Origin of the sequence: Acutalibacter intestini, from assembly GCF_034334985.1 — a bacterium.
In the GTDB taxonomy this organism is placed as follows: domain Bacteria; phylum Bacillota; class Clostridia; order Oscillospirales; family Acutalibacteraceae; genus Acutalibacter; species Acutalibacter intestini.
On record NZ_JAWXXL010000001.1, the window covers coordinates 238,096 to 261,273 of the forward strand.

At 57.0% G+C, this 23,178-nt stretch carries 20 protein-coding genes; 7 read left to right on the plus strand and 13 right to left on the minus strand.

Annotation, left to right across the window (positions count from 1 at the left end):
• Positions 1-126 precede the first annotated feature (126 nt).
• The 8 genes from U8U68_RS01090 to U8U68_RS01125 all read right to left on the minus strand — a co-directional run bounded on the left by U8U68_RS01090 (position 127) and on the right by U8U68_RS01125 (position 5,911).
• Entirely contained in the window at positions 127-576 is a 450-nt protein-coding gene (locus U8U68_RS01090; protein WP_322199012.1) for a CD1247 N-terminal domain-containing protein, read from the minus strand.
• A gap of 338 nt (positions 577-914) precedes the next feature.
• On the minus strand, positions 915-1,472 hold the full coding sequence (gene efp, locus U8U68_RS01095) for an elongation factor P (RefSeq protein WP_322199013.1): 558 nt from the start codon (positions 1,470-1,472) through the stop codon (positions 915-917).
• A 411-nt stretch (positions 1,473-1,883) separates the two neighbouring features.
• The gene (locus U8U68_RS01100) at positions 1,884-2,963 is read right to left on the minus strand and encodes a M24 family metallopeptidase (RefSeq protein WP_322199014.1); all 1,080 of its coding nucleotides are present in this window, start codon (positions 2,961-2,963) and stop codon (positions 1,884-1,886) included.
• Positions 2,960-3,466 (minus strand): YqeG family HAD IIIA-type phosphatase, encoded by a 507-nt coding sequence (locus U8U68_RS01105; RefSeq protein WP_322199015.1) that lies wholly within the window; start codon positions 3,464-3,466, stop codon positions 2,960-2,962. Before U8U68_RS01105 ends, U8U68_RS01100 begins: the two co-directional genes overlap by 4 nt.
• A 291-nt stretch (positions 3,467-3,757) precedes the next feature.
• On the minus strand, positions 3,758-3,934 hold the full coding sequence (rpsU, locus tag U8U68_RS01110; protein WP_016404966.1) for a 30S ribosomal protein S21: 177 nt from the start codon (positions 3,932-3,934) through the stop codon (positions 3,758-3,760).
• Positions 3,935-4,084: 150 nt separating this feature from the next.
• A complete protein-coding gene (locus U8U68_RS01115) occupies positions 4,085-4,528 on the minus strand; it encodes a DUF3021 family protein (protein WP_322199016.1) in 444 nt (147 codons plus the stop codon).
• 32 nt (positions 4,529-4,560) lie between these two features.
• Positions 4,561-5,010, minus strand: a complete 450-nt coding sequence (locus U8U68_RS01120) for a LytTR family DNA-binding domain-containing protein (protein WP_322199017.1) — start codon at positions 5,008-5,010, stop codon at positions 4,561-4,563.
• Positions 5,011-5,386: 376 nt separating this feature from the next.
• Positions 5,387-5,911: a GNAT family N-acetyltransferase gene (locus tag U8U68_RS01125; protein WP_322199018.1), complete on the minus strand. Its 525-nt coding sequence runs from the start codon at positions 5,909-5,911 to the stop codon at positions 5,387-5,389.
• 542 nt (positions 5,912-6,453) lie between these two features.
• On the opposite strand from U8U68_RS01125, the gene U8U68_RS01130 reads away from it, so the two are divergent.
• On the plus strand, positions 6,454-6,945 hold the full coding sequence (locus U8U68_RS01130) for a hypothetical protein (RefSeq protein ID WP_322199019.1): 492 nt from the start codon (positions 6,454-6,456) through the stop codon (positions 6,943-6,945).
• 139 nt (positions 6,946-7,084) lie between these two features.
• A complete protein-coding gene (locus U8U68_RS01135; RefSeq protein WP_322199020.1) occupies positions 7,085-7,762 on the plus strand; it encodes a hypothetical protein in 678 nt (225 codons plus the stop codon).
• Positions 7,763-7,816: 54 nt separating this feature from the next.
• Here the strand turns inward: U8U68_RS01135 and mtaB are convergent, their stop codons facing one another.
• Together mtaB and prfB are read right to left on the minus strand one after the other, a co-directional pair.
• Entirely contained in the window at positions 7,817-9,118 is a 1,302-nt protein-coding gene (gene mtaB, locus U8U68_RS01140; RefSeq protein WP_322199021.1) for a tRNA (N(6)-L-threonylcarbamoyladenosine(37)-C(2))-methylthiotransferase MtaB, read from the minus strand.
• Positions 9,119-9,652: 534 nt separating this feature from the next.
• The gene (prfB, locus tag U8U68_RS01145) at positions 9,653-10,780 is read right to left on the minus strand and encodes a peptide chain release factor 2 (RefSeq protein ID WP_322199022.1); all 1,128 of its coding nucleotides are present in this window, start codon (positions 10,778-10,780) and stop codon (positions 9,653-9,655) included.
• Positions 10,781-11,080: 300 nt separating this feature from the next.
• Here prfB and U8U68_RS01150 point away from each other — a divergent pair, with 300 nt between their 5' ends.
• Both U8U68_RS01150 and U8U68_RS01155 read left to right on the plus strand, forming a co-directional pair.
• Positions 11,081-12,115, plus strand: a complete 1,035-nt coding sequence (locus U8U68_RS01150; RefSeq protein ID WP_322199023.1) for an RING finger protein — start codon at positions 11,081-11,083, stop codon at positions 12,113-12,115.
• Between the two features lie 526 nt (positions 12,116-12,641).
• Positions 12,642-13,517: a UTP--glucose-1-phosphate uridylyltransferase gene (locus U8U68_RS01155; protein WP_322199024.1), complete on the plus strand. Its 876-nt coding sequence runs from the start codon at positions 12,642-12,644 to the stop codon at positions 13,515-13,517.
• A 173-nt stretch (positions 13,518-13,690) separates the two neighbouring features.
• Here U8U68_RS01155 and nrdR read toward each other — a convergent pair whose 3' ends face one another.
• Entirely contained in the window at positions 13,691-14,176 is a 486-nt protein-coding gene (gene nrdR / locus U8U68_RS01160; protein WP_322199025.1) for a transcriptional regulator NrdR, read from the minus strand.
• 200 nt (positions 14,177-14,376) lie between these two features.
• On the opposite strand from nrdR, the gene abc-f reads away from it, so the two are divergent.
• From abc-f to ectB, 3 genes are all read left to right on the plus strand, one after another.
• Positions 14,377-16,302: a ribosomal protection-like ABC-F family protein gene (abc-f, locus tag U8U68_RS01165; RefSeq protein ID WP_322199026.1), complete on the plus strand. Its 1,926-nt coding sequence runs from the start codon at positions 14,377-14,379 to the stop codon at positions 16,300-16,302.
• A gap of 609 nt (positions 16,303-16,911) precedes the next feature.
• On the plus strand, positions 16,912-17,421 hold the full coding sequence (locus U8U68_RS01170) for a GNAT family N-acetyltransferase (RefSeq protein WP_322199027.1): 510 nt from the start codon (positions 16,912-16,914) through the stop codon (positions 17,419-17,421).
• A 209-nt stretch (positions 17,422-17,630) separates the two neighbouring features.
• Positions 17,631-18,899: a diaminobutyrate--2-oxoglutarate transaminase gene (gene ectB, locus U8U68_RS01175; RefSeq protein ID WP_322199028.1), complete on the plus strand. Its 1,269-nt coding sequence runs from the start codon at positions 17,631-17,633 to the stop codon at positions 18,897-18,899.
• A 131-nt stretch (positions 18,900-19,030) separates the two neighbouring features.
• On the opposite strand, the gene U8U68_RS01180 is transcribed toward ectB, so the two are convergent.
• Together U8U68_RS01180 and malQ are read right to left on the minus strand one after the other, a co-directional pair.
• Positions 19,031-21,346 carry a glycogen/starch/alpha-glucan phosphorylase gene (locus tag U8U68_RS01180; RefSeq protein WP_367575774.1) on the minus strand — a complete coding sequence of 772 codons (2,316 nt, stop codon included), beginning with the start codon at positions 21,344-21,346 and terminating at the stop codon, positions 19,031-19,033.
• Positions 21,347-21,377: 31 nt separating this feature from the next.
• Positions 21,378-22,934 (minus strand): 4-alpha-glucanotransferase, encoded by a 1,557-nt coding sequence (gene malQ / locus U8U68_RS01185; RefSeq protein ID WP_322199030.1) that lies wholly within the window; start codon positions 22,932-22,934, stop codon positions 21,378-21,380.
• Positions 22,935-23,178: the final 244 nt, after the last annotated feature.

A 23,178-nucleotide genomic window follows, 5' to 3' on the forward strand; every position in this document is an offset into this window, starting at 1 on the left:
GGTATAGTATACGCGGGGACGCCACCCCCCAAGCCTGCCCTGCTTCTCCATGGACCCAGGGTGGCCTTAAGAGCATAAAAAGGAGCCGCGCCGTGTGGGCGCAGCTCCTTTACTTTTTCGCAATGCTTATTTGTCCTCGCTGGGGGCCTCTTCATCCTCGTCCTCTTCTTCGTCGAGGTCAAACTCCAGGGTCTCGCCGCAGCCAGGGCAGACAATAGAGCCCTCGGCCAGCAGGTCGTCGGTCAGCTCAATGGTGTCTCCGCAGCTGGGGCAGGTCACCTCAAACTCCGGGTCCGCCCCGTCATGGTGGTGGCAGCCACAGCCGCAGCCGCAGTCGTCCTCATCCAGACCATAGTACTCCGCTTCTAAAGTTCCCAGGTCCTCGTCCACCTCGTCCAGTTGCTGGGAAAAGGCGTCGTACTGGTCCTCCAGCTCTTCCACAGAGGTGCTTAGGTCCTCCAGAAGCTCCACCATGGCGTTAAAGATCTTTGTGTTCTTGTCAGCAGGGTCCAGCTCCAAGCCGTCCATCAGGCCACGGATGTAGGACGCGCGCTGGGAATTGGTCATAGCACTCATAAGATGATATTCCTTTCTTGGTATAATCCCTTCTTAAAGAATTTGGAACACTTCATAAAGAGGGGCCAGAAATAAGTTCGCGGTTCCGCGCCAGCGGAATTCGGTCCTTGGGACCGCAAGCGGAACTTGGGAGCTAAACAGGCAAAGCCCCAGGCTCGAAAAGTTCGCGGTTCCGCGCCAGCGGAATTCGGTCCTTGGGACCGAAAGCGGAACTTGGGAGCTAAACAGGCAAAGCCCCAGGCTCGAAAAGTTCGCGGTTCCGCGCCAGCGGAATTCGGTCCTTGGGACCGAAAGCGGAACTTGGGAGCTAATTTAATAAAATCAAAGATTTTATTAAATTATGCTCTTTCCATATACTCTCCAGTACGGGTATCAATGCGAATGCGCTCTCCCTCGTTGATAAACAGCGGTACGCGGATTTCCGCGCCGGTTTCCACCGTGGCGGGCTTCAGGGTGTTGGTGGCCGTATCGCCCTTAATGCCGGGCTCGGTCTTGGTAATCTCCAGCTCCACAAAGTTGGGGGGCTCCACCCCAAACACGTTGCCCTTGTAGGACAACACCTTGCACTCCATGTTTTCCTTGACAAACTTGAAGTTGTCTGCGAGAACATTGCCATTGATGGGAATCTGCTCGTAGCTCTCGGTGTCCATAAAGTAGTACAGGTCGCCGTCGCTGTACAGATACTGCATGTCCTTACGCTCAATAAAAGCGGTGGGGAACTTGTCGTTGGGGTTAAAAGTGCGCTCTGTCACGGCGCCAGAGATCACGTTGCGGATCTTGGTGCGCACAAAAGCGGCGCCCTTGCCGGGCTTTACATGCTGAAACTCGATGATAGAGTACACAGCGCCGTCCATCTCAAAGGTTACGCCGTTTCTAAAATCGCCTGCGGTTACCATAAAAAACCTCCCAAATAGTAGTCTGTGCTTATTTTATAATATCTTGCGGCCAAATTCAAGGGGAAGCGGCCTTTTTTTGGCAATTTATCTGCGGGCCGTGCCAGGGGGGCGGAGTTTTTCGTCTGCCGATACGGGCGCTGCCTCTTGGAGAGCGGGGTGCTGGGGGGCCGCTCCTGAAAAAATCTCGCTTCGCTGATTTTTTCAGTTTGCTGCCTTTGGGCGGCGCTTAGCCGGGCCCCTCTCTTTTTGCTGGCTGCTATTGGCGGAGTTTGTGGCTCTATTGATTGTTTTGCGCGCCGCCTTTTAGGGCAAGGTCAAGGGATAAGGCCGCGAGACGCTGTCTCGCGCTCTGCTGGGGGAAACTTGTTTCCCCCCGTCCCCCTATTCTCGCTGCGCGGCGCTCTTTTTTGGCTACAGCTCGATAAGCTCCTTGGGGCTCTTGGTCAGGCTGCGGCAGCCGTCGGCGGTCACCAGCAGCATGTCCTCTATCCGCACCCCGTACTGGGCCGGCAGGTAGATGCCCGGCTCGTCGGTGATCACCATGCCCTCGGCGCAGGGGGTCTTATCTTTGGAGGAGAAGGCCGGCCATTCGTGAATCTCAAAGCCTACTCCATGGCCCAGGCCGTGGCCAAAGGTGCCGGGGTAGTCCTTTTCGATGATATCCCGGGCTATCTTGTCCATGTCGCAGCACAGGGCCCCGGGCTTTACCGCGTCGATCACCGCCAGCTGGGCCCGCAGCACGGTTTCATACACTTTGCGCTGCTCGTCGCTCACCTTGCCAAAGGCCACGGTGCGGGTCATGTCGCTGTGGTAGCCGTCCAGCATGGCGCCGGTGTCCATAGTGATAAAGTCCCCGGGCTTCACAGTGTTGCCGCTGGGCACCGCGTGGCACTGAGAGCCGTTTTTGCCCGCGGCCACAATCAGGTCAAAGGCCACGTTTTCGGCCCCGTTTTTCCGCATGAAGAACTCGATTTCCAGGGCCAGGTCCCGCTCGGTAACCCCCTCCTTGATAAAGGGCAGAATATGCTGGAACGCCGCGTCGGTAATGGCCTGGGCGTCCTCAATCTTCTTCACCTCTTCGGGAGATTTAATCATCCGCTGGTCCTTAATGGCCTTGTCCAGGGTGTCGTCCAGCACGGCTTCCATGCCGTGCTCCTGGAACAGCTTCTCAAAGGTCCGGGAATCTGCCACCGAGAGCTTGTTGATCTCCATGTATACCTGCTTTACGCCGTGTTTTTCCAACAGTTCGCAGATTTTCTCTTTAAAGTCCTTAAATCCCACCACCGTGCAGTTTTTGGCGGTGTAGCGGGCGGCCTCCTCATACCGGAAGTCCTGAAGCAGATAGGCCTCCTCCGCCGTGATGAGCAGTGCGCCCGCGTCAGAGGGAAACTCGGTAAAATACCGGCGGTTCCGCTCAGAATAGACCATAATTGCCTTTTGGCTGTCGCCGGCGATAAGCTTTTCAGAAATACGCTCCACAGGATTTTTCATTGCAATACATCCTTTCGCTTTTCATATTTTGCCCGCAGGCCCCGCTCAAAATACCGGCGAATCTTAAAGCTTAGGCCCTCCTCGGGCTCAATGGGGGTCAAAAGCACGCTGCGCATGCCGCACAGGTTGGCCCCCACCACGTCGGTAAAAATTTGGTCGCCGATAATCACGCAGTCGCGGCACTTCATTTTCAGTTTTTTCCGGGCCTTTAGGTAGCCAAAGGGCAGGGGCTTTAAGGCAAAGCTAATAAAATCCAGCCCAAACCGGGCCGCGAAAGGGCCCACCCGTTTTTTGTAGTTGTTAGACACAATCACCACCCGAAAGCCCTCTTCCACCAGCCGGCGGGCCCATTCAATGGCCCCAGGAATGGGGGTGTGAGAGGTGTAGGTGGCTATGGTGTTGTCCACGTCCAGCAGCACGGCCCCCACCCCCAGCGAAGAGAGAAACTGGGGGCTTAGGTCCGTCACCCGCCGCCGGACCGCGGTTGGTGAAAAAATACCCATAAATTTACTGATTCTCCATTCGGGAACAAAAAAGCGGGCGCTTGGCCCGCTTTTTTCAGGTTTGTAGCGAAGCTTATAGTAAACACACTTGAAAGCCGGCGGGATACCAATTTTCAAGCTGGGCGGCACTGCCGCCTGGTTTAAAAGAGATATACCTCTTTTAAACTGTGTGAACTATATCCAAAAGGAGAAAAGGACGGGCCCTTTCCCCCAATGAACACCCAAAGGCTTTCCCCGGCGCGCCGGGGAAATGCCCGCCGTACGCCGCTCCATTCCCAAACCTAGCCCTGCTTACTTATACTTACGCTTGCGGGCCGCTTCTGACTTTTTCTTCCGCTTTACCGAGGGCTTTTCGTAAGCCTCGCGTTTGCGTACCTCTTGAATCACGCCGGCGCGGGCGCATTGTTTCTTAAACCGCCGCAGGGCGCTATCCAAAGATTCATTTTCTTTGAGCCGTATCTCAGCCATCCAATATCCCTCCCATCCGCCGAAAAGGCAGGGGTTTGCGTCGTAAATGTGCAATACAACATGACTATTATAGCCCCAACCCCCGGGCTTGTCAAGCCCCCTCTTTGCGCATTTTTTTGTGGAAGGAGACAGGCCGCTTTTGGCGTGGGTTTATTCTTCCGGGTTTTCTTTCTGCCGCCGGCCCAGCAGGGCGTCGTACTTTTTTCCCATGATTCGGAAGTGGATCTCAAACCCCAGGCAGAGCACCAGGAAGATTACAAAGAATACAACCATAAAGCTGACCCAGGCCCCGGGGTCTTCCATGGGGAACCACCCGCAGACCCAGGCAAAGCCCGCGCAAACCCCAAAGACCAGGGCGCAGAACACGCCCAAGCGCAGGGCGTAGCTGGGCTTTTTTAACACCTGGCCGGAAAAGAAGATATATTGCAGCAGGGTAATCACGCCGCACATGGCCAGCATCTGCCAGATAAGGGTGTGGCGCATGGTTTGGTTGCCGCACATTGCGTCTATAAAGGAATAGATGCACAGCGCCCCGGTAAAGCTTAGGCAGCCCCAAGACTTGAACTCTCCTACAAATTTTAGAAATTTTTTCATGATAAGCGCTCCTTTCTTGCTGTGTTCCCGGCCTACAGCCCCAGCCGCTTCCGGAATGCCGGGGCGTACTGCCGTGATACGTACAAAGCCTCTCCGCCCCGCATGGTCAGCCGCAGCCGCCCGCCCAGGTCCGGCCGCAAAGAGCGTATGGCGTTAAAGTTTACCAGCGTCGATTTGCTGGCCCGCAAAAACTGCCGCCCAGAAAGCCGCTCTTCCAGCTCATACAGCCGCAGGGACGTTTCGTAAACCTGCTCCTTGGTATAGAGAAAGGTCCGGCCGTCCGCTGTGTCGATATACAGCACCTGGTGGAAGTCCAGCAAAAAGGTCTGCCCCTCCCGCAGGCCGGTAAGCTTTTGGTCAAAGTTCTGGTCAAAGGACCGCAGCGCGGCTATCATCTCCAGCACCGGCGCGTCGGCCTGCTTGCAGCGGATGACCACCTGGGTTTCTTCCAGGGCGGGGTCCTCTTGAATGGTAATGTTCATTTTAACTCCCCCTTTCCAAGAGCCTGTTCCCACAAGGGGAATGTTCAGATTTTGAAGGGGATTTTGGGCGGGTTTAAGGAAAAAGGCATGGACAGCTCTGGAAAATTTCAAGCCTTTTTTAACAGGGAAACCGTCAAAATCCATGGAAAAGACGGGCGCGATTCCTTCTATAAGAACAGACTCTTATGGATCGTTAACGCGGCGCAAAAGCGATGAACCACGCGTTTTCTATATTCTTTTTCTGCCGGCATATTCAGTATACCCAAGGGCGGGTCCTATTGCAAGGCCTTTGGGCCCACCTGCTTTTTGGCCAGGACAAGAGGGGGATTTTCGGCCCTAGCCAGGCGTTTTAAAATTGGCGGAAGGAGATTTCGGGCTACCACAGCCGCCTGTACAGCCCAGCCCCCGGGGGCTCGTCCCCATAAGTATACAGCACTTCCCCCACAGCTTGGCCGTCATAGGTGCTCTCCTGGTAGTCCCCCTTGGGGACAAAGCCGTATTTCTCATAAAAGGCCCGGGCCCGGCGGTTGTCCTTTAGCACCCACAGCAGGACCTTTTCCAGGCCCAGGTCCCCCAGGGCCGCCACAGCCCGGTCCAGCAGAAGCCGGCCCCAGCCCTGGCCGGTATGCTCCGGCAGCAGGTACAGGGCCACAATCTCCCCGTAGTCCGGATACTTCCACCACCGGGAGGGGCAAAAGCTCACGGTGCCCAGCAGGGCCCCGGCCTCTTCCAGCACCAGGTTTTGGCGGCCCTCTTTCGTCACGCCTCCGGCCCAGGCCTCCTTGGGCACGCCGTCCAAAAAGCTCTGGGGGATCAAATCCCGGTAGGCCCAGCGCCAGCTCTTTTCATATAAAAGCCGCAGCGCTGGCAGGTCCTCTGGGCTCATGGGGCGGATGAGCATGGAAGTCACGTCCTTTCACATACTTTATAGGCAATACCGCAGAATTCGCGGCTAACGCCTTAAACGCTGTCTTGCTTGCAATTTTTCCGTCCTGGCACACAGCTTTCGCTTGGCCAGAATCGCAAGACCATCAAAGGCCTGATTGGCGGCGTTTTATCTGTGCACGCTGGCGAAAAATCTGACTGCGCAATACAGCACTTAGAATTATGCGGTATTTCCTATAGAAACCTATTAGGGCTTGTTTGAAACATGGAAAACGCCGTCTTTTTACCCAGAAGCGGCCCTCTTCCGCGTCGAAAATCCTCGTAAAACCGCAAGGATTCCTTGCGGTTTTCTCCTGGAAGCTGACCACTTTGGGTCAAAAATCCGTCATTTCCTCTATGTTCCAACAAGCCCTAGTCCTTACACAGTTTCCAAATATGAATATTTGTTATTGACAAACCGAAAAAATAGTTCTATACTAAAAACAGTAGCAGCCAGGGGCCAAAACAGTCCCTTCGGCAAAAAAGCGTCTCACCGCACTTGTCCTAGAGGTGAAGCCAATGAAAAACAGCCTAATGCTATTCCTTTTCGCCGCCCTTTCCGTCCTTTTGGGAATCGGCCTATCCGGTTTTGCCGCTGTCCCCCTGGAAGCGGAGGCGGAGATCGCCGCTCGCCGGGAAGCCGAGCGCTATGCCTACATGGATTTGGAAAGTGCGCCGGAACACCTGAAAGAAAAGATTCTGGCGGCCAGGAATGAAATGATCTACCGCTATTGCCCCGGCTGGTCCGCCAATGGATGGGAATGCGCCGTAATAGACCTGGAGACCGGCGAAGTGATTCGCAGGCTCCCGGACTTTTACGATCTCTTTCCCCGGGACTGGGAAATTCCCAAAGAGGAAATGAGCGGGCCCGTGCCGGAACAGGAGCCCGAGCCCAAGTCCGAGCTGGAAGTTGAGCCAGAAGAAGAGGAGTCATCTTTGGCAGAGGAGACCGTCGTTCCCGTACAGTTGCTCTACCAATCTCTGCCAGAAGTACTCATGACCACAAACTAGCGAAAAGACTCTTAAATTGCTGAAGCGATTGTTGGCCACTGGATGCTACTAAGTTTTTTATTGGAGATTTCCCAAATGAAACGAATGTTAAGTGCCTTTCTCGCCGCCTGCCTGGCTGCTCTTTGCACATTTCCAGCGTATGCCAGCAATTGATGAATCAGTAACTTATGAGGCACAAAAAGTCCAAACATTCGCCCACATGAACTATGACAGCGCCGCGCCAGAGCTTCAAGAGGCTATTTTGGATGCTCGTGAAGAAATTATCATGGACCACCCCGGATGGGTTGCAGACGGTTACGAAGGCAGGGTGATAAATGTAGAAACCGGGGAGACCGTGCGGGAACTGCCTGAATTCCATGAAGTCTTTCCCGAAGATTGGGAAGTACCTGTTGAAGCGGTGGTTACGGACTCAGCGGAAACTTTTGACCCTACAGAGAACTCTACGCGTGCGGTAGACCTCAGAGGCTACGAGTTTCTATTCTCAAAAGGAGTATATTTGGAAAATCCAAAAACAGGTGTAAATACGACTCCCTTTGGCTATTTCAATTTAGATAAAGAGCATAACTTCGGAATGGCATATGCTTCTTTGCTGACTGCCAGTAAAACCTGTAATATTGGCCTTGCCGACGCGAATACAGGAGCTTCATTAGGATATGCCTCAAGAATTGGAAGGAATGAGGCTGTACTAACGAAACGCAGTTATACGGACCTGTGGACAAACTGTAGAGTGGCCGTTCGCGCAAGTACTTATGATACACCTGGGCATTCCACCCTTCGCGTGTATCGCTCTAAGAATGGTTACGTAGAGGTAAGGTAAATATCTAACAAACGCCGCAGAGGTTATGGAAGCTTCTGCGGCATTTGGCATTTTTTATGGATTATCTTTTGCCAGCAGCTCCCCGGTCATGGCGTCCCCCTCTATCCCGGAGAGGGCCGCCTCCCGCAGCTCTCCGGCCAAGTTTCCGGCGCTTTTCGCCAGCACCGGGGTGTAGTTGGGGGTGAAGCCCTCCCACACCCCGGGCCTTGCCTCCCGCTCAAAGAGCACCTGGGCCCGCCGGCCTATCTGGGACAAGAAAAAGGCCTGCCGCCCCGCCTCTGCCGCTTCTATCATCCGGCGGCTGCGGGCTTCCTTCACTGGGGCGGGCACTTGGTCCGGGGCTTGGTCCGCCACCGTGCCCGGGCGGCGGGAGTAGGCGAACACATGGGCCTTGGCAAAGCCCACAGCCGCTACAAAGGCCAAATTCTGGGCGAACTCCTCCTCGGTCTCTCCGGGAAAGCCCACCATCACGTCTGTAGTGATGGCGCAGCCCGGGAAAGCCCCCCGCAGGTCCTGTACAATGCCCATGTACTCCTGGGGGGTGTAGTGGCGGTTCATGCGCTTTAGGGTGGCGCCGCAGCCGCTTTGCAGGGAGAGGTGGAACTGGGGGCAGAGCTTGGGCTGGGCCTGCATCCGGGCGATGACCGGCGGGGTTAGGCGTTCCGGCTCCAAAGAGCCCAGCCGCACCCGGCAGACGCCCCCTATGGCGCAGGCGGCCTCCACCGCATCGCAGAGGCTAAGGCCCAGGTCCTGGCCATAGGCGGGCAGGTTGATGCCCGTGAGCACCACCTCCCGGTACCCGGCGGCGGCCAGGCTCTCTGTCTCGGCCAGGATCTGCTCCACGGGTTTGGAGCGCACCCTGCCCCGGGCGTAGGGGATGATGCAGTAGGCGCAGAAGCGCTCGCAGCCGTCCTCAATCTTTAAAAAGGCCCGGGTGTGGCCCTGCATTCCGCTGATACGCATGGGCTCAAAGGCCTCGCCCTTTTCATGGGGGGCAATGTCCACCACGCGCTGTTTGGTAGAAAGGTACTCCATCACCCGCTGGCCCAGGGCGGCCCGGTTGGCGTTGCCCAGAACGATGTCTGCGTCTGAAAAAGCCCCGGCCTCTTTGGGAAAGGCCTGGGGCCAGCAGCCGGTGAGTACGCCGATGGCCCCGGGGTTCTGGCGCTTTAGGCGGCGCAGGGCCTGGCGGGCCTTTTGGTCGCTTTGGGCGGTGACCGTGCAGGAGTTCACCACCACCAGGTCGGCGGGGCCGTTGCCCGCGGGCTGAAAGCCCTGGCCCAGCAGCTGTTCCAGCATGGCCTGGCTCTCGTATTGGTTGACCTTGCAGCCCAGGGTAATGAATTTGACTTTCATGGGGGACCTCCCAAAATAAGATGAGGGCAAAAAATAAGATGAGGGCAAAAAAGAGGGAAACAGAAAGGAGTCCAGGGGAAACTTGTTTCTCCTGGCAGGGGTCAAGGGGGCAGCGCCCCTTGCCGCCGGAGGCGGCCTGTCCCTTGGTCTCGCGGCCGGCGCTGGAGACCAGCGCCGCCAAAACGCAGCGATTTGCAAAAATCAGCGAAGCGAGATTTTTGCAAGAGCGGCCCGTTAGCACCCAGCCCCCCAGAAGGAGCCCGTATCGGCCCAAAATGTTTTTTCTTTGCCAATACGGGCCCAGCCACACCGGAAAGCGGGAGGGAGCGGTCCGCTGTTTCGGCGGTGCGGGAGCTGGTGGGCCTGCCCGGGCTTAGGGGGGGGGTGGCCGCGCCCCACGGGTGCTTGTTGCCGCGCCGCTAAGGGCGCTGGAGACCAGCGCCGGCCGTGGGACCCAAAGGGATAAGGCCGCAGGGCTCTGCCCCGCACCCCCGTCCCCCTGCCGCATTCTGCGGCGTTTTTCCTTTTTGACGCTTACTCGATGTCTTGGCCCAGGGTGTTCTGGCTTTGGGCCGTGAGATACGCGTTAATGAACCCGTCTAGGTCCCCGTCCATCACCCCGTTTACATTGCCGGTCTCGTGCCCGGTACGATGGTCCTTTACCATGGTATACGGCATGAACACATAGGAGCGGATCTGGCTGCCCCAGGTGATCTCTTTCTGCTCCCCTTTGATGTCGCTGATTTTTTCCAGGTTCTCCCGCTCCTTAATCTCCACCAGCTTGGAAATCAGCATCTTCATGGCCACGTCCCGGTTCTGGTACTGGCTGCGCTCCACCTGGCAGCTGACCACAATGCCGGTGGGAATGTGGATGAGCCGCACGGCAGAAGAGGTTTTGTTTACCTTCTGGCCTCCCGCACCGCTGGCCCGGTAGACCTCCATTTTAATGTCGTCGGGGTTTATTTCCACACTGTTGTCCTCGTCAATTTCCGGCATGACCTCCAAAGAGGAGAACGAGGTGTGCCGCCGCCCCGCCGCGTCAAAGGGGGAGACCCGCACCAGCCGGTGCACCCCGGCCTCGCTTTTCAGGTAGCCATAGGCGTTTTCCCCCTCCACCAGGATAGAGGCGCTTTTCAGCCCGGCCTCGTCCCCGTCCAGATAGTCCAGGGTGGTTACCTTAAAGCCCCTGCGCTCGGCCCAGCGGTTGTACATGCGAAAGAGCATCTCCGCCCAGTCCTGGGCCTCGGTGCCGCCCGAGCCCGCGTGGAAGGTAAGAATGGCGTTGTGGCCGTCGTACTCGCCGGTCAGCAGGGTGGAAAGGCGCATGTCCTCAATCACCTTTGCCACGCCGTCGATCTCGGCCTGAATCTCCGGCAGCAGGCTAAGGTCCTCGGCCTCGTCTCCCAGCTCAATCAGGGCGGCGGTGTCCTCGCAGCGGGCGCACAGCTTCTGGTAGTTCTCGTCCTTGGCCTTTAAAGAGGCCAGCCGCTGGGTAATCTTCTGGGCTTCCTGCATGTTGTCCCAAAAGCCGGGCTCGGCGGTTTTGTGCTCCAGCATGTCCACCTCTTCCCGCAGCCGCTCCAGGCCCAGGTTGTCCCGCAGGGCGGAGAGGGCGGCCTGCCGTTCTTCCAGCTGGTGCTTCAGTTCTTCAAATTGCAGCATCTATTTTCACTCACTTTCCATGATGATTCCGATTGGGTGTTTTTCTATTATACCGAATCTTTTGGCAAATGTAAATCCCCCCGCTCTTTATAGGGGGCGTCCAACTAAGTGGAGGAGCCGGCAAAGGGTCCTGGCAGGGGGCAAATGCTCTATTAGGGCGAGAACCTTGAAGCAGCCGCCCCCCCTGCGCCGCCGGATTTGTTAACAGAATGAAAAATTGTGGCGGTACGGTTGCACTTTTCGAAAAAATCGTGTACAATAATACATTATTATAGATAAGAAAAGGAATGGCGTTTGGCTATGATTGATTACAAAGGCGTCAACTGCCCCGTGTGCGGGGACCCCTTTATCAAGGACGATGACATTGTGGTGTGCCCACAGTGCGGTGCGCCCTATCATCGGGACTGCTACCATAAAGAGGGCCAGTGCGTTTTTCAGGACCTGCACGAGGAAGGGAAGGAATGGGTTCCCCCCGCGCCGCCGCAGGCCCCAGAGGCTTCCACAGAAATAAAGGACCAGGAGTGCTCTGCCTGTGGCTGCCTAAACGCCCACAGCGCGCTGTTTTGCAACCGGTGCGGCGCACCGCTGATGGGCCAGCCCCACCGCCACGCTAACGCGGACACAGGCCCCCGGCCCAGCCAGGCCCCCGCCGGGCCCTATGTGCCGCCGCCCTATCCAGGGGCGGTGCCCTTTGGCATGGACCCTATGGGCGGAGTAAACCCAGGGGAGAAGCTGGCCGAGGGGGTTAGTTTTGGGGACGCCTCCAAGCTGGTGCGCCAGAACACGGCCTATTATATGCCGGTGTTCCGGTACATCAAGAATACCGGGCGGAACAAGTTCAACTTTTCGGCCTTCCTGTTTTCAGGGGCGTGGATGCTGTACCGCAAGCAGTACAAGCACGGGGCCATTGTCACAGGGCTGATGTTTGTCATTTATCTTATGTACCTGGCGGCCTCTGTGTTTGTTGCCACGCCCACCCTTTTGCAGCTTATGGAGCAGGCGGGCATGGACCTAACCCGGGGGTTTTCTCCCACCAGCGAGCAGATGATTATTATTACCAATCTTCTGACAGAAAGCCCAGAGCTGTACCTGCGCATCAGTCTGCCCATGCTATGTCTTTTATTGATTTTAGCCGTAATGATTTTTGTGGGCGTGCGGGGCAACAAAATGTATATGAACCACTGCGTCCGCACCGTGCGGGAGGTAAAGCGGGCCAATGTGGCGGAAAATCCCAACATGACCCTAAACGTCAAAGGCGGGGTGAACCCCTCCATTGCGGCGTGCATGTTTGTGTGCTATTTCATCCTGGTCAATGTAGTCCCCCTACTCCTCTAGCCAGCCAGCGCAAGCGCTGGACCATTCGTCGCGGGCAACGTGACGTTGCATCCAATGTCGCGGGGGCGTTCGCTCCGGCTCACTTGCCGGTGTAAACCGCGGGCTTAGCCAGCGCATTCTTTTGGGTGCTTCCGGCGTGACTCGTTCTTTTTTGCTTTAGCCAATACGGGCCCCCTCCCTTTGGCCCCGGCAGTGTTTCCTTAGGCTTCCTTGCCGGTGGCAGCTTCCAGCCGGGCCAGCGCGGATAGGATCGGAAGCGGGTAGAAGAACGCGCTGGCTATGCTGATGGTTCGCACTGGCGAGTGAGCCGGAAGCGAACGCCCCTGCGACTAACGGTCCAGCGCTTGCGCTGGCTGGGTGTGTTATGGTGTGTTGTGGCACATACCTATAGCTATAACAATTACTCTCTGTATAGGAGTTTATAAAATACCCAAACACATCGCAACACCATAACACACAGGCGTTCTATGCAAGCGCTGCTGGAGATATGAGAAGTATGCTAACTATTATAAAAGGAGTTGCAGCAATGAAAAAGGTACGCAAAGCAGTTATTCCCGCCGCTGGCCTGGGGACCCGGGTGCTGCCCGCCACCAAGGCCATGCCCAAGGAGATGCTGCCCATAGTGGACAAGCCTGCCATACAATATATAGTGGAAGAAGCCGCCGCCGCTGGCATTGAGGACATCCTCATTATTACCAACCGGGGCAAGGGCCTGCTGGAGGACCACTTTGACCGGGCCCCCGAGCTGGAAAGCCACCTTTCCGCCCAGCCCGGCAAGGCCGGGGTGCTGCGCCAGGTGGTGGATATTTCCCGGCTGGCAAACATCTGGTATGTGCGCCAAAAGGAGACCAAGGGCCTGGGCCACGCGGTGAACTGCGCCCGGGGCTTTGTGGACGGAGAGCCCTTTGCGGTGCTGTACGGCGACGATGTGATTATTGGCAAAGACCCGGCCTGCGGCCAGCTGGTTCGGGCCTATGAGGAGTACGGCCTGGGGGTGGTGGGCGTGAAAGAGGTGAGCCAGGAGGCCATCCGGAAATACTCGTCCCTAAAGGTGGAGCCCCTGCGGGATAACTACTTTCAGTGCACGGACATGGTGGAAAAGCCCCTGCCAGGGCAGGAGCTTTCTTTGTACTCCATTTTGGGGCGCTGCGTACTGCCGCCGGAGATTTTTGAAATTCTGGACGCCACCCAGCCAGGCGCAGGCGGAGAGATTCAGCTGACAGACGCCATGAAAACCCTGGCCCGGCGGGACGGCATGGTGGCCGTGGACTTTACCGGCAAGCGCTATGACATGGGCAGCAAGCTGGGGGTTATGCAGGCAGGGGTGGAGATTGCCCTGGACCACCCGGAGATTGGAGAAGCGTTTCGGGCCTATTTAAAGGAGCTGGCCCAAAATTTGTAGGCTTTGCGCAGTGGCGGGCGGCCGCCAAGGCGGAATTCCTGGGGCGTTTTCGGGGGCAAAGACACCGCGCGGCCCAGCGGCGGGTAAGACCGGCCCCCTTCAGGGGCCATCACTGCTAAAAAAAGAAGGCACGCCGAAACCCGGCGCGCCTGATTTTTCTGAAAGCTTGAGCCCTATTTACCGCCGCCCAGCTCCTCCATGCGCTGTTTGCTGCTGATAATCTTGCTTAGCTCTTCCATAAAGCTGTTGATGTCCTTGAACTGCCTGTATACAGAGGCAAACCGCACGTAGGCCACCTCGTCGGTGGTTTTCAGCTTTTCCATGGCGTAGGTGCCAATGCGCTGGGAGGAGACCTCTTTGTCCAAGGAGTTTTGCAGCAGGGTTTCAATCTCGTTTACAATATGCTCCAGGGTATCCACGGATACCGGGCGCTTTTCACAGGCCCGCAGCAGGCCGTTTAAAAGCTTGTTTCGGTCAAAGGCCTCCCGAGAGCGGTCCTTTTTAATAACCACAATGGGCACGTTTTCAATGACCTCGTAGGTGGTAAAGCGCTTGCCGCACTTTAGGCACTCCCGACGGCGCCGGATGCGTTCGCTCTCGTCGGTTGGGCGGGAGTCCACCACTTTGCTTTCGGTATAACCACAATACGGACATTTCACGGCTAGTACATCCCCCTTTAGTCGATATTGTTCGATTATACACGAAAGCACCCGCAAAATCAAGGCGTTTTACGAAAATTGCTTTACATATTATTTTGTGCGGCGCTTCGGGCCATAGGCCCGGGGGGTTGCCTTTTAGGCCCAAGGACTGTTTACATAATTCACATTTGGTTTCAAACATTCAGTAAAGGTAAAAAATCATGGCTATTTTAACGGTACATAATATTTCCCTTAGCTTTGGCGAGGAGAAGATACTGGAAAACATTTCCTTTGAGATCCAAAAGGGCGAGCGCGTGGGCCTGGTGGGGGTGAACGGCAGCGGAAAGACCAGCCTGTTTAAAACCCTTACCGGGGAGTATACCCCAGACACGGGCACGGTTACTTTTTCAAAAGAGACCAGCCCCGGCTATATGGAGCAGCACGTGTGCAGGGACTTTGAAAAGACCGCGTTAGAAGAGGTTATGACGGTGTTTGCCCCGCTTTTGGAGATGGAGCAAACGCTGGAAGAGCTGACCGTGCGCCTAAGCGAAACCCCCCAGGGGCCCCAGCTGGAAAGCTTGATTGACCAGCAGACCCGGCTGAACGACCAGTTTGTGGACGGGGGCGGGCTTACCTGCCGGTCCCGGGCCCGCAGCGCCCTTTTGGGCCTGGGCTTTACCCAGGAGCAGACCCAGAACCCAGTGGGCGTGCTTAGCGGCGGGCAGAAAGCCAAGCTTCAGCTGGCAAAAATGCTGCTAAGCGGGGCCAACCTGCTGCTGCTGGACGAGCCCACCAACCATTTGGACATCCCTTCCGTGGAGTGGCTGGAGGGCTTTTTGCTAAACTATACGGGCGCGTACATAGTCATCTCTCATGACCGGTACTTTCTGGACAAGGTGACCACCCGCACCCTGGAGATGCACGGCCGGGGCCTGGACTCTTACAAGGGCAACTACAGCCGGTCTTTGGAGCTGCGGGCCGAAAAGCGCCTGGCCATGGAGCGGGTGTATGAGAATACCAAAAAGGAGATTGCCCGGATTGAGGGCATTATCGAGCAGCAGCGCCGCTGGAACCAGGAGCGCAACTACGTGACCATTGCCAACAAGCAAAAGTCCATTGACCGGCTGGAGGCCACCCTGGAAAAGCCCGAGGACGACCCGGAGTCCATCCAGTTTCAGTTTCGCGCCAGCCGGAGAAGCGGCGACGATGTGCTGACCGCAGAGGTGCTTAGCCTGTCCTTTGGGGGAGAGCCCCTGTTCCGCAATGTGGACCTGGAAATTAAGCGGGGGCAGAAGGTTTTCCTCATTGGCCCCAACGGCTGCGGCAAGACCAGCCTGTTTAAGATCCTCTTGGGCCAGTACCAGCCGGACACAGGCTTTGTGCGCATGGGCGCGGGGGTGGACCTGGGCTACTACGAGCAGTCCCAGCTAAGCCTGCACGACGAAAAAGAGGTGATTGACGAGATATGGGACCTGCACCCCCGCATGACCCAGACCGAGGTGCGCAACGCCCTGGCGGTGTTCCTTTTTAAAGGGGAGGACGTGTTTAAACCCGTGGGAGCCCTTAGCGGCGGCGAGCGGGCCCGCATTCTCCTGTTAAAATTAATGCTCTCCCGGGCCAACTTTCTGCTGCTGGACGAGCCCACCAACCATTTGGACATTGGCTCCTGCGAGGCTTTGGAAGAAGCCCTTTCCGGGTATGACGGAACCCTGTTTGTGGTGTCCCACGACCGGTATCTTATCAATAAGCTGGCCGACCAGGTGTATGTACTGGGGCCAGAGGGGGCGGTTCTGTACCATGGCAACTACGACTACTATTTGGAGCGCCGGGAGGCGGAACAGGCCCGGGAAGAGCAGAAAGCCCCGCCCAAGGTGAACCTTTATAAGCTGCGCAAAGAGCGGGAGGCCGCCCTGCGAAAAATGCGGACTGGGCTGGAGCGCCTGGAGCGGGAGATTGAGGCGGCGGAGGAAAAGCGCGGGGAGCTGGAAGCAAAGCTCACGCTGCCGGAAGTGGCCGCGGACTATGAGGCTGTCACCAGCATTTCTGGGGAGATTGGGGAGCTGGAAAAGCTGGGAGAAAAGCTGCTGGCAGACTGGACCGAGCTCTCGGAAGAACTGGAGAAAGCGGAAGCAGAAAGCCAAGACTAAGAGCCAAAAAGACAGCAGCGCAGCGAAGAAGAGTGCAGGGGCAAAGCTCCTGCCGAGGTCCAGGGCCAGGAGCCCTGGCAGGTTTTGGGGCAGCGCCTCAAGGTCTTAAAGCGGCGCGGCAAGCCAAAAAAGGGAAGCCAGCCAAAAACTCCCCCCAAAAAAAGAGGGAGCAAAATCTTCCGCGCCGCCCAAAACATAGCGTCCTGGGAAAATGCGCGAAGCAAATTTTCCCGGCAGCGGCCCACCCGCCGCATCTTCCCACTGTGCGGGTCAAAGCCCCCCGAAACCCACAAGGCCCCCACAGCGCCAGCCCAAGAACCACGCACCTAAAACTCGCCAAAAACAAAAAGGTTAGGGCTTGTTTGAAAATAGAGGAAATGACGAATTTTGGGCCAGAAGGGGACAATTTCAAGGAGAAGAACCGCTGTAGTTAGCTGCGCTAACTACGTCACTCTGGCGATTGACGAGGATTTTCGACGTAGAAAGTGGCCTCTTATGGCAAAAAAGACGACGTTTTCGATTTTTCAAACAAGCCCTAGAAGAAACAGAAAAAATATAACGGACAAAAAGGATATAGACCGCAAAAAAGAATATAGAAAGGTGCCCGCCATGAATTTTGAGCTAGTTCCAGTGGCCGAGGACCAAAAAGAAATCCTCCGCAACCTGCTGGAAAAATACAACTACGAGTTCTCCCAGTACGACCAAACCGACGTAAACCCCCTGGGCCTGTTCGGCTACTCCTACCTGGACAACTACTGGACCGAGCAAAACCGCTGGGCTTTCTTCCTGAAAGTGGACGGAAAGCTGGCGGGCTTTGCCATGGTCAACGACTACCCCGAGGCCGGTAAGACCGACTACTGTATGTCGGAGTTTTTTGTGATGGTTAAGTACCGCCGCTGCGGCCTGGGCAGGTGGGCCGCGTGGCAGCTGTTCGACCGGTTCCAGGGAACCTGGCAGCTGAAACGCCACCCAAAGAACCTGCCCTCCGTGGGCTTTTGGGACAAAGTGGTGAGCGGCTACACCAGCGGCAGCTACCGGCTGGAAAGCCGCCCGGATGTGGCATATCCAGACGGTACGCCGGGGGATGTGTTTTTATTTGACACCCGAAAGAAGTTGTAAATTTTTTGTAACCATCTTCCTTTTTCCCACTCTTTGTGGTAGAATACTACATAAGGCCAAAATTTAACAAAACTTTTCATTGGCCGCTTGCCGCTGGCTTCTTTCATCCCGTCTTATTGGTGGAAGGAGCGAACAGCCCCGCCCGGGGTTTTTCTGGGCGTTGATCGCTGAATCACGGGCAGCTCCCGTGGTAGAAAGGATGGTAAAATATGAGTACAAACACACAGGCGTTTGAACAGTACGAGTCCGAAGTGCGCTCTTACTGCCGGAACTTCCCGGCAGTGTTCACCCGGGCCAAGGGTCCCTTCCTCTATGACGAGGACGGAAAGGAGTACGTGGACTTTTTCTGCGGCGCCGGGGCCCTAAACTATGGCCACAACCCGGACCTTATTCGGGACCGGCTGGTGGACTACCTGCAAAAAGACGGGGTGATGCACGCCCTGGACATGTACACCCAGCCCAAACGAGAGTTCATCCAGTATTACGAAGAAAAAATTTTGAAGCCCCGGGGCTTGAACTACAAGCTCCAGTTTCCCGGCCCCACTGGCACCAACGCGGTGGAAGCTGCCCTGAAGCTGGCAAGAAAAGTGAAAAAGCGGCCGGGGATTTTTGCCATGATGGGGGCTTTCCACGGCATGACCCTGGGCTCCATTGCCCTGACCACCGACGCGGCCAGCCGGGCGGGGGCGGGGGTTCCCCTGAACAACGTGACCCATGTGCCGGCCCCGTATATGTTCCCGGAGCTGGACACTCTGAACTATATAGAGACCCTGCTTACGGACGACCACTCGGGCGTGGAGAAGCCCGCCGCCATCATCCTGGAGACAGTCCAGGCCGACGGCGGCATCTATCCCTTCCCAGTGGAATGGTTAAAGGGCCTGCGGGCCCTGTGCGACCGCCACGATATTCTAATGATTGTGGACGACGTGCAGGTGGGCTGCGCCCGAACAGGCTGGTTTTTCTCTTTTGAGCGGGCGGGCATTGTGCCGGATATTGTCACCCAGTCCAAGTCCATTGGCGGCTACGGCATGCCCTTTGCCCTGGTGCTTATGAAGCCCGAGCTGGACCTGTGGGAGCCCGGGGAGCATAACGGCACTTTCCGGGGCTATCAGCTGTCCATGGTGGCGGCCAAGGCCGGGCTGGAGCTGATGCTGGAAGAGCGGGTGGAGGAGCAGGTGCGCCAGAAGGAGCGGATCATTGCCCAGTATATGGAGGAGATTCGGGCCCTGGCGCCAGGAAAGGTGGAGACCCGGGGCATTGGCTTTGTGTGGGGCGTGGACCTGGCCCGCTGCGACGGGAACGCGCCGGGCTCCGCCAGCAAGAAGGTGCTGGACGAGAGCTTTCAGAACGGCCTGATTGTAGAGCGGGTGGGCCGGGGCAACTCGGTGGTAAAGGTTATGCCCGCGCTGCTTATAGACGAGGCCACCCTGCGCCGGGGGCTGGAAATTTTGAAAGAAGCCGTCCGCAAGGCGGTGTGACGCGTAAAGAAAAAGCCCTTCCCGGTGGGGAGGGGCTTTTTTATTGCCAACAGCTGGGGATAGATATAATCCCAAGCCTCTTTATAAAAAGGGACCCCCCGCCTGGGAAGGCCCCTCCTCTTGACAAACATTTACCGCAGATGCCAAACGTCCTCGTTATACTGGGCAATGGCCCGGTCGGAGGAGAAGAATCCGGCCTTGGCAATGTTCACCAGCATCTTTTTGGCCCAGGTCCGCCGGTCCTCATACTCCGCCAGCAGCCGCTCTTTGGCCGCGATATAGTCTTTCACGTCCAGCAGCGCCATAAACCAGTCTTTGCGGGTCATATCCTTATAGAGCCGGCCCAGGTTTTCCGGGTCGCCCAGGCGCATCATGGCCGGGCTGATGATAAAGTCCATCAGCTGGGCAATCTCCTCATCCGCGGGATAATATTCCGCCGGGTTATACCGGCCGGGACCCTCTTTATACAGGTCGATCACCGCTTCGCTGCTCTTGCCAAAGATACAGATGTTCTCGTCCCCCACCAGCTGGTGGATTTCCACATTGGCCCCGTCCTCGGTGCCCAGGGTTACCGCGCCGTTTAGCATAAACTTCATGTTGCCGGTGCCGCTGGCCTCCTTGGAAGCCAGGGAGATCTGCTCGGAAATGTCGCAGGCGGGAATCAGTTTTTCGGCCCAGGTGACGTTGTAGTTCTCCACCATCACCACTTCCAGCCAGGGGCTGACCTCTGGGTCCTTGGCAATGAACTCCCGCAGGCAGAGGATCAGATGGATGATGTCCTTGGCGATAATATACGCCGGCGCGGCTTTGGCCCCAAAGAGCAGGGTCAGCTTGCGGGCGGGCTTGCGGCCGGCCTTAATCCGCATATATTTCCAGATGATATACAGGGCGTTCATCTGCTGGCGCTTATACTCGTGCAGGCGCTTAATCTGGATGTCGAAAATGGAGTCCTGGTCCAGGGCCGCGCCGCTTTTTTGCTCCACATATTCGCAAAGGGCCTTTTTATTGTTTTGTTTAATGGAAAGCAGGCGGTCCAGGGTGGCGGGGTCGTCCTGGAAATCCAGCAGCTTTTCCAGCCCGGCGGCGTCCTTTTTCCAGCCCGGGCCGATTTTTTCGGTGATAAAGGCGCTTAGCTCTGGGTTGCAGTGCATCAGCCAGCGGCGGAAGGTAATGCCATTGGTCTTGTTGTTAAACTTTTCCGGGTAAATATTGGCAAAATGCCGCAGCTCGGCCTCTTTCAAGATGTCTGTGTGCAGGGCGGCCACGCCGTTGACAGAGAAACCGTAGTGGATGTCCATGCTGGCCATATGGGCCAGGCCGTTTTTGTCAATGATATAGAGGTTCTCGTTGGGGTTTTCTTCATCCTTTGCCAGGCCCTGGGGGGCGGGGTACTTTTTGCGCACTCGGCGGTCCAGCTCCTCAATAATGGGCACCAGGTCCGGCACGGCCTTTTGCAGATAGTGCAGGGGCCACTTCTCCAGGGCTTCGGCCAGGATGGTGTGGTTGGTATAGGCGCAGGTCTTTTCCACAATGGAGATGGCTTCGTCCATGTGGATGCCGTCCTTTTGCATGAGCCGGATGAGCTCGGGGATGATCATGGAGGGGTGGGTGTCGTTAATCTGAATCACCGCGTGCTTCCACAGGTCCCGCAGGGCATAGCCTTTGGCGGAGAGCTCTTTGATAATCAGCTGGGCGGCGTTGCTTACCATAAAGTACTGCTGATACACCCGCAGCAGCCGGCCCGCGTCGTCGCTGTCGTCTGGGTATAGGAACAGGGTTAGGTTGTGGGCCACGTCCTTTTTGTCAAAATCAATGCCGTCCTTGACCAGGCTCTCGTCCACCGTCTCCAGGTCGAAGAGATGCAGGCGGTTGCAGCCGCCCTCAAAGCCAGAGACCACCAGGTCGTACATCACGGACTTCACCGCCCCGCCCGGGAAGGGCACGGAAAAGCCCACACCGGTCTTTTCCAGCCAGCCCTGGGGCCCGCCTTTTTCTGCCAGCCAGCGGTCGGGTTTCTCGTACTGCTTGTTTTCCCAAAAACTCTGGCGGAACAGACCGAAGTGGTACAAGAGGCCCACGCCGTCGGCGGGAAGGTTCAGGGTGGCGGCAGAGTCCAGGTAGCAGGCCGCCAGCCGGCCCAGGCCGCCGTTGCCCAGGGCGGGTTCGGGCTCGATTTCCTCAATCTCGCCCAGGTCCTTTCCAGCCGCCTTCAGGGTCTCCCGAACCTCATCAAAGAGCCCCAGGTTGATGAGGTTGTTAGAGAGCAGCTTGCCCACCAAAAACTCGGCGGAGACATAGTACAGCTTTTTGTCGCCGGTAATGCGGGGCGCGGCAGCCAGGCGTTCTTGGGTCAGCTGGAGAAGGGCCTGGTAAATTTCGGCGTTGGTAGCGGCCTCCAGGGTCTTGTTGTTTAGCTTTTGCTCAAGGATTTCTTTCATAGGGAACATTCCTTTCGGTAAAATAATATAAGTTTTATCATCATTTCTCCGAAGCGCCGTCTTTTTTCTTCTTTTTCTTCTTGGGTGTCTCCGGCGCCACCGCGGTTCGGGCGGTAATATCGGTGAGCCGGGCGATTTTTGCCGCCAGCCCTTGGTCATAGGCGCCCGGTTCCATGCGCCAGCTCCAGTTCTGGGGCCCCACGGTAGAGGGCGTGTTCATGCGGGCCTGGCTGCCCAGCCCCAAATAGTCCTGCATGGGAATCACCGCCAGATTGCCCACGCTGGTCAAAGCCGCCCGGATCATGGCCCATAGGCCGTCCAGCTCGTGGGTAAAGCCCAGGTAGTCCTGGGCCATCTCCCGGTCCTCCTGGGGCGCGCCCCGCAGCCAGCCCAGGGTGGTGTCATTGTCGTGGGTGCCGGTGTACACCACGCAGTGGTTCGGGTAGTTGTGGGGCAGGTAGCTGCTGTCCTCCCAAGAGGTAAAGGCAAACTGCAAGACCTTCATGCCCGGGTAGCCGCTGCGCTTAAGCAGGGTTTTCACAGCGGGGGTCAAAAAGCCCAGGTCCTCTGCAATAATGGGCGCGCCGGGCACAGCCTTATTGACAGCCTCCACAAATTTGTAGCCCGGGCCCTTGACCCATTTGCCGCCCCGGGCGGTCTCGTCCCCATAGGGCACGGACCAGTAGCTTTCGAAGCCTCTGAAGTGGTCGATGCGCAGCATGTCGAACATCTCCAGGTTGGCCTTAATCCGGTCGATCCACCAGGCGAAGCCGTTCTCTTCCATCACGTCCCAGCGGTAGATGGGGTTGCCCCACAGCTGGCCGTCGGCGGAAAAGGCGTCTGGCGGGCAGCCGGCCACCTGGGTGGGCAGGTTGTTTTCGTCCAGCTGAAAGAGCCCGGGGTTGGCCCACACATCGGCACTGTCGCCAGACACGTAAATGGGCGCGTCGCCGATGATGGAGACGCCCTTCTTGTTGGCATACTTTTTTAGGTCCTGCCACTGCTCAAAAAACAGGAACTGGGTAAACACATGGTAGTCAATGTCGTCCTTCAGCTGGGCGCGGGCCTGTTTTAGGGCTTCTGGCCGGCGCAGGCGCAGGGCCTGGTCCCACTGGTACCAGGGGCGGCCGTCATTCTGGGCTTTCAGGGCCATAAACAGGGCATAGTCCTCCACCCAGGCGGCGTTTTGCTTGCGAAAACGGGTAAGGGCCTTGGCTTTTTTGAAATTCTCAAAGGCCTTGCGCAAAATAGGCTCCCGCTCTTTGCGGACCAGGTCATAGTCCACCCAGGCGGGGTTCTGGCCCCAGCTGGGTTTTTTGCAGCGTTTTTCTTTGATCAGGTCCGCTTTACACAGCAGGTCCAGGTCGATATAGAGGGGGTCGCCGGCAAAGGCGGAGTAGCTCTGGTAGGGGCTGTTGCCAAAGCTGGTGGGGCCCAGGGGCAGCACCTGCCAGCAGCTTTGATGGGCGGCAAAGAGAAAGTCTACCCATTCGCGGGCCGCTTTGCCAAAGCTGCCCATGCCGTATTTGGAGGGCAGGGCGCTCACCGGCAGCAGAATGCCGGCCTGACGGGTGAGCCATGAGGGTTTTGTTGGCATAGAAGATCACATTCCTTTTGTTAGGGTTTTGCTGTGGATGAAGGGGCGAAGATGATAAGACCTTTGGGCCCGAATAGAGAGCGGTACGGAGCCAAGAGCTTTTCATTTTTATATTATAGCATCTCTAGCCTGGTTTTTCCATAGCTTTTCCAGAAAAATTGAGCCGCGGCCTCTTGGCCTGCCGTGAATATTTTCTCTTGCATTTTGCGGTGCGGCGTGGTATAATACCTATATATTTGACCAC

Bases quoted from the DNA above. Each gene is read 5' to 3' on its own strand.
- U8U68_RS01090 (WP_322199012.1), bottom strand. From the start codon at position 576: ATGAGTGCTATGACCAATTCCCAGCGCGCGTCCTACATCCGTGGCCTG.
- efp (WP_322199013.1), bottom strand. From the start codon at position 1,472: ATGGTAACCGCAGGCGATTTTAGAAACGGCGTAACCTTTGAGATGGAC.
- U8U68_RS01100 (WP_322199014.1), bottom strand. From the start codon at position 2,963: ATGAAAAATCCTGTGGAGCGTATTTCTGAAAAGCTTATCGCCGGCGAC.
- U8U68_RS01105 (WP_322199015.1), bottom strand. From the start codon at position 3,466: ATGGGTATTTTTTCACCAACCGCGGTCCGGCGGCGGGTGACGGACCTA.
- rpsU (WP_016404966.1), bottom strand. From the start codon at position 3,934: ATGGCTGAGATACGGCTCAAAGAAAATGAATCTTTGGATAGCGCCCTG.
- U8U68_RS01115 (WP_322199016.1), bottom strand. From the start codon at position 4,528: ATGAAAAAATTTCTAAAATTTGTAGGAGAGTTCAAGTCTTGGGGCTGC.
- U8U68_RS01120 (WP_322199017.1), bottom strand. From the start codon at position 5,010: ATGAACATTACCATTCAAGAGGACCCCGCCCTGGAAGAAACCCAGGTG.
- U8U68_RS01125 (WP_322199018.1), bottom strand. From the start codon at position 5,911: ATGCTCATCCGCCCCATGAGCCCAGAGGACCTGCCAGCGCTGCGGCTT.
- U8U68_RS01130 (WP_322199019.1), top strand. From the start codon at position 6,454: ATGAAAAACAGCCTAATGCTATTCCTTTTCGCCGCCCTTTCCGTCCTT.
- U8U68_RS01135 (WP_322199020.1), top strand. From the start codon at position 7,085: ATGCCAGCAATTGATGAATCAGTAACTTATGAGGCACAAAAAGTCCAA.
- mtaB (WP_322199021.1), bottom strand. From the start codon at position 9,118: ATGAAAGTCAAATTCATTACCCTGGGCTGCAAGGTCAACCAATACGAG.
- prfB (WP_322199022.1), bottom strand. From the start codon at position 10,780: ATGCTGCAATTTGAAGAACTGAAGCACCAGCTGGAAGAACGGCAGGCC.
- U8U68_RS01150 (WP_322199023.1), top strand. From the start codon at position 11,081: ATGATTGATTACAAAGGCGTCAACTGCCCCGTGTGCGGGGACCCCTTT.
- U8U68_RS01155 (WP_322199024.1), top strand. From the start codon at position 12,642: ATGAAAAAGGTACGCAAAGCAGTTATTCCCGCCGCTGGCCTGGGGACC.
- abc-f (WP_322199026.1), top strand. From the start codon at position 14,377: ATGGCTATTTTAACGGTACATAATATTTCCCTTAGCTTTGGCGAGGAG.
- U8U68_RS01170 (WP_322199027.1), top strand. From the start codon at position 16,912: ATGAATTTTGAGCTAGTTCCAGTGGCCGAGGACCAAAAAGAAATCCTC.
- ectB (WP_322199028.1), top strand. From the start codon at position 17,631: ATGAGTACAAACACACAGGCGTTTGAACAGTACGAGTCCGAAGTGCGC.
- U8U68_RS01180 (WP_367575774.1), bottom strand. From the start codon at position 21,346: ATGTTCCCTATGAAAGAAATCCTTGAGCAAAAGCTAAACAACAAGACC.
- malQ (WP_322199030.1), bottom strand. From the start codon at position 22,934: ATGCCAACAAAACCCTCATGGCTCACCCGTCAGGCCGGCATTCTGCTG.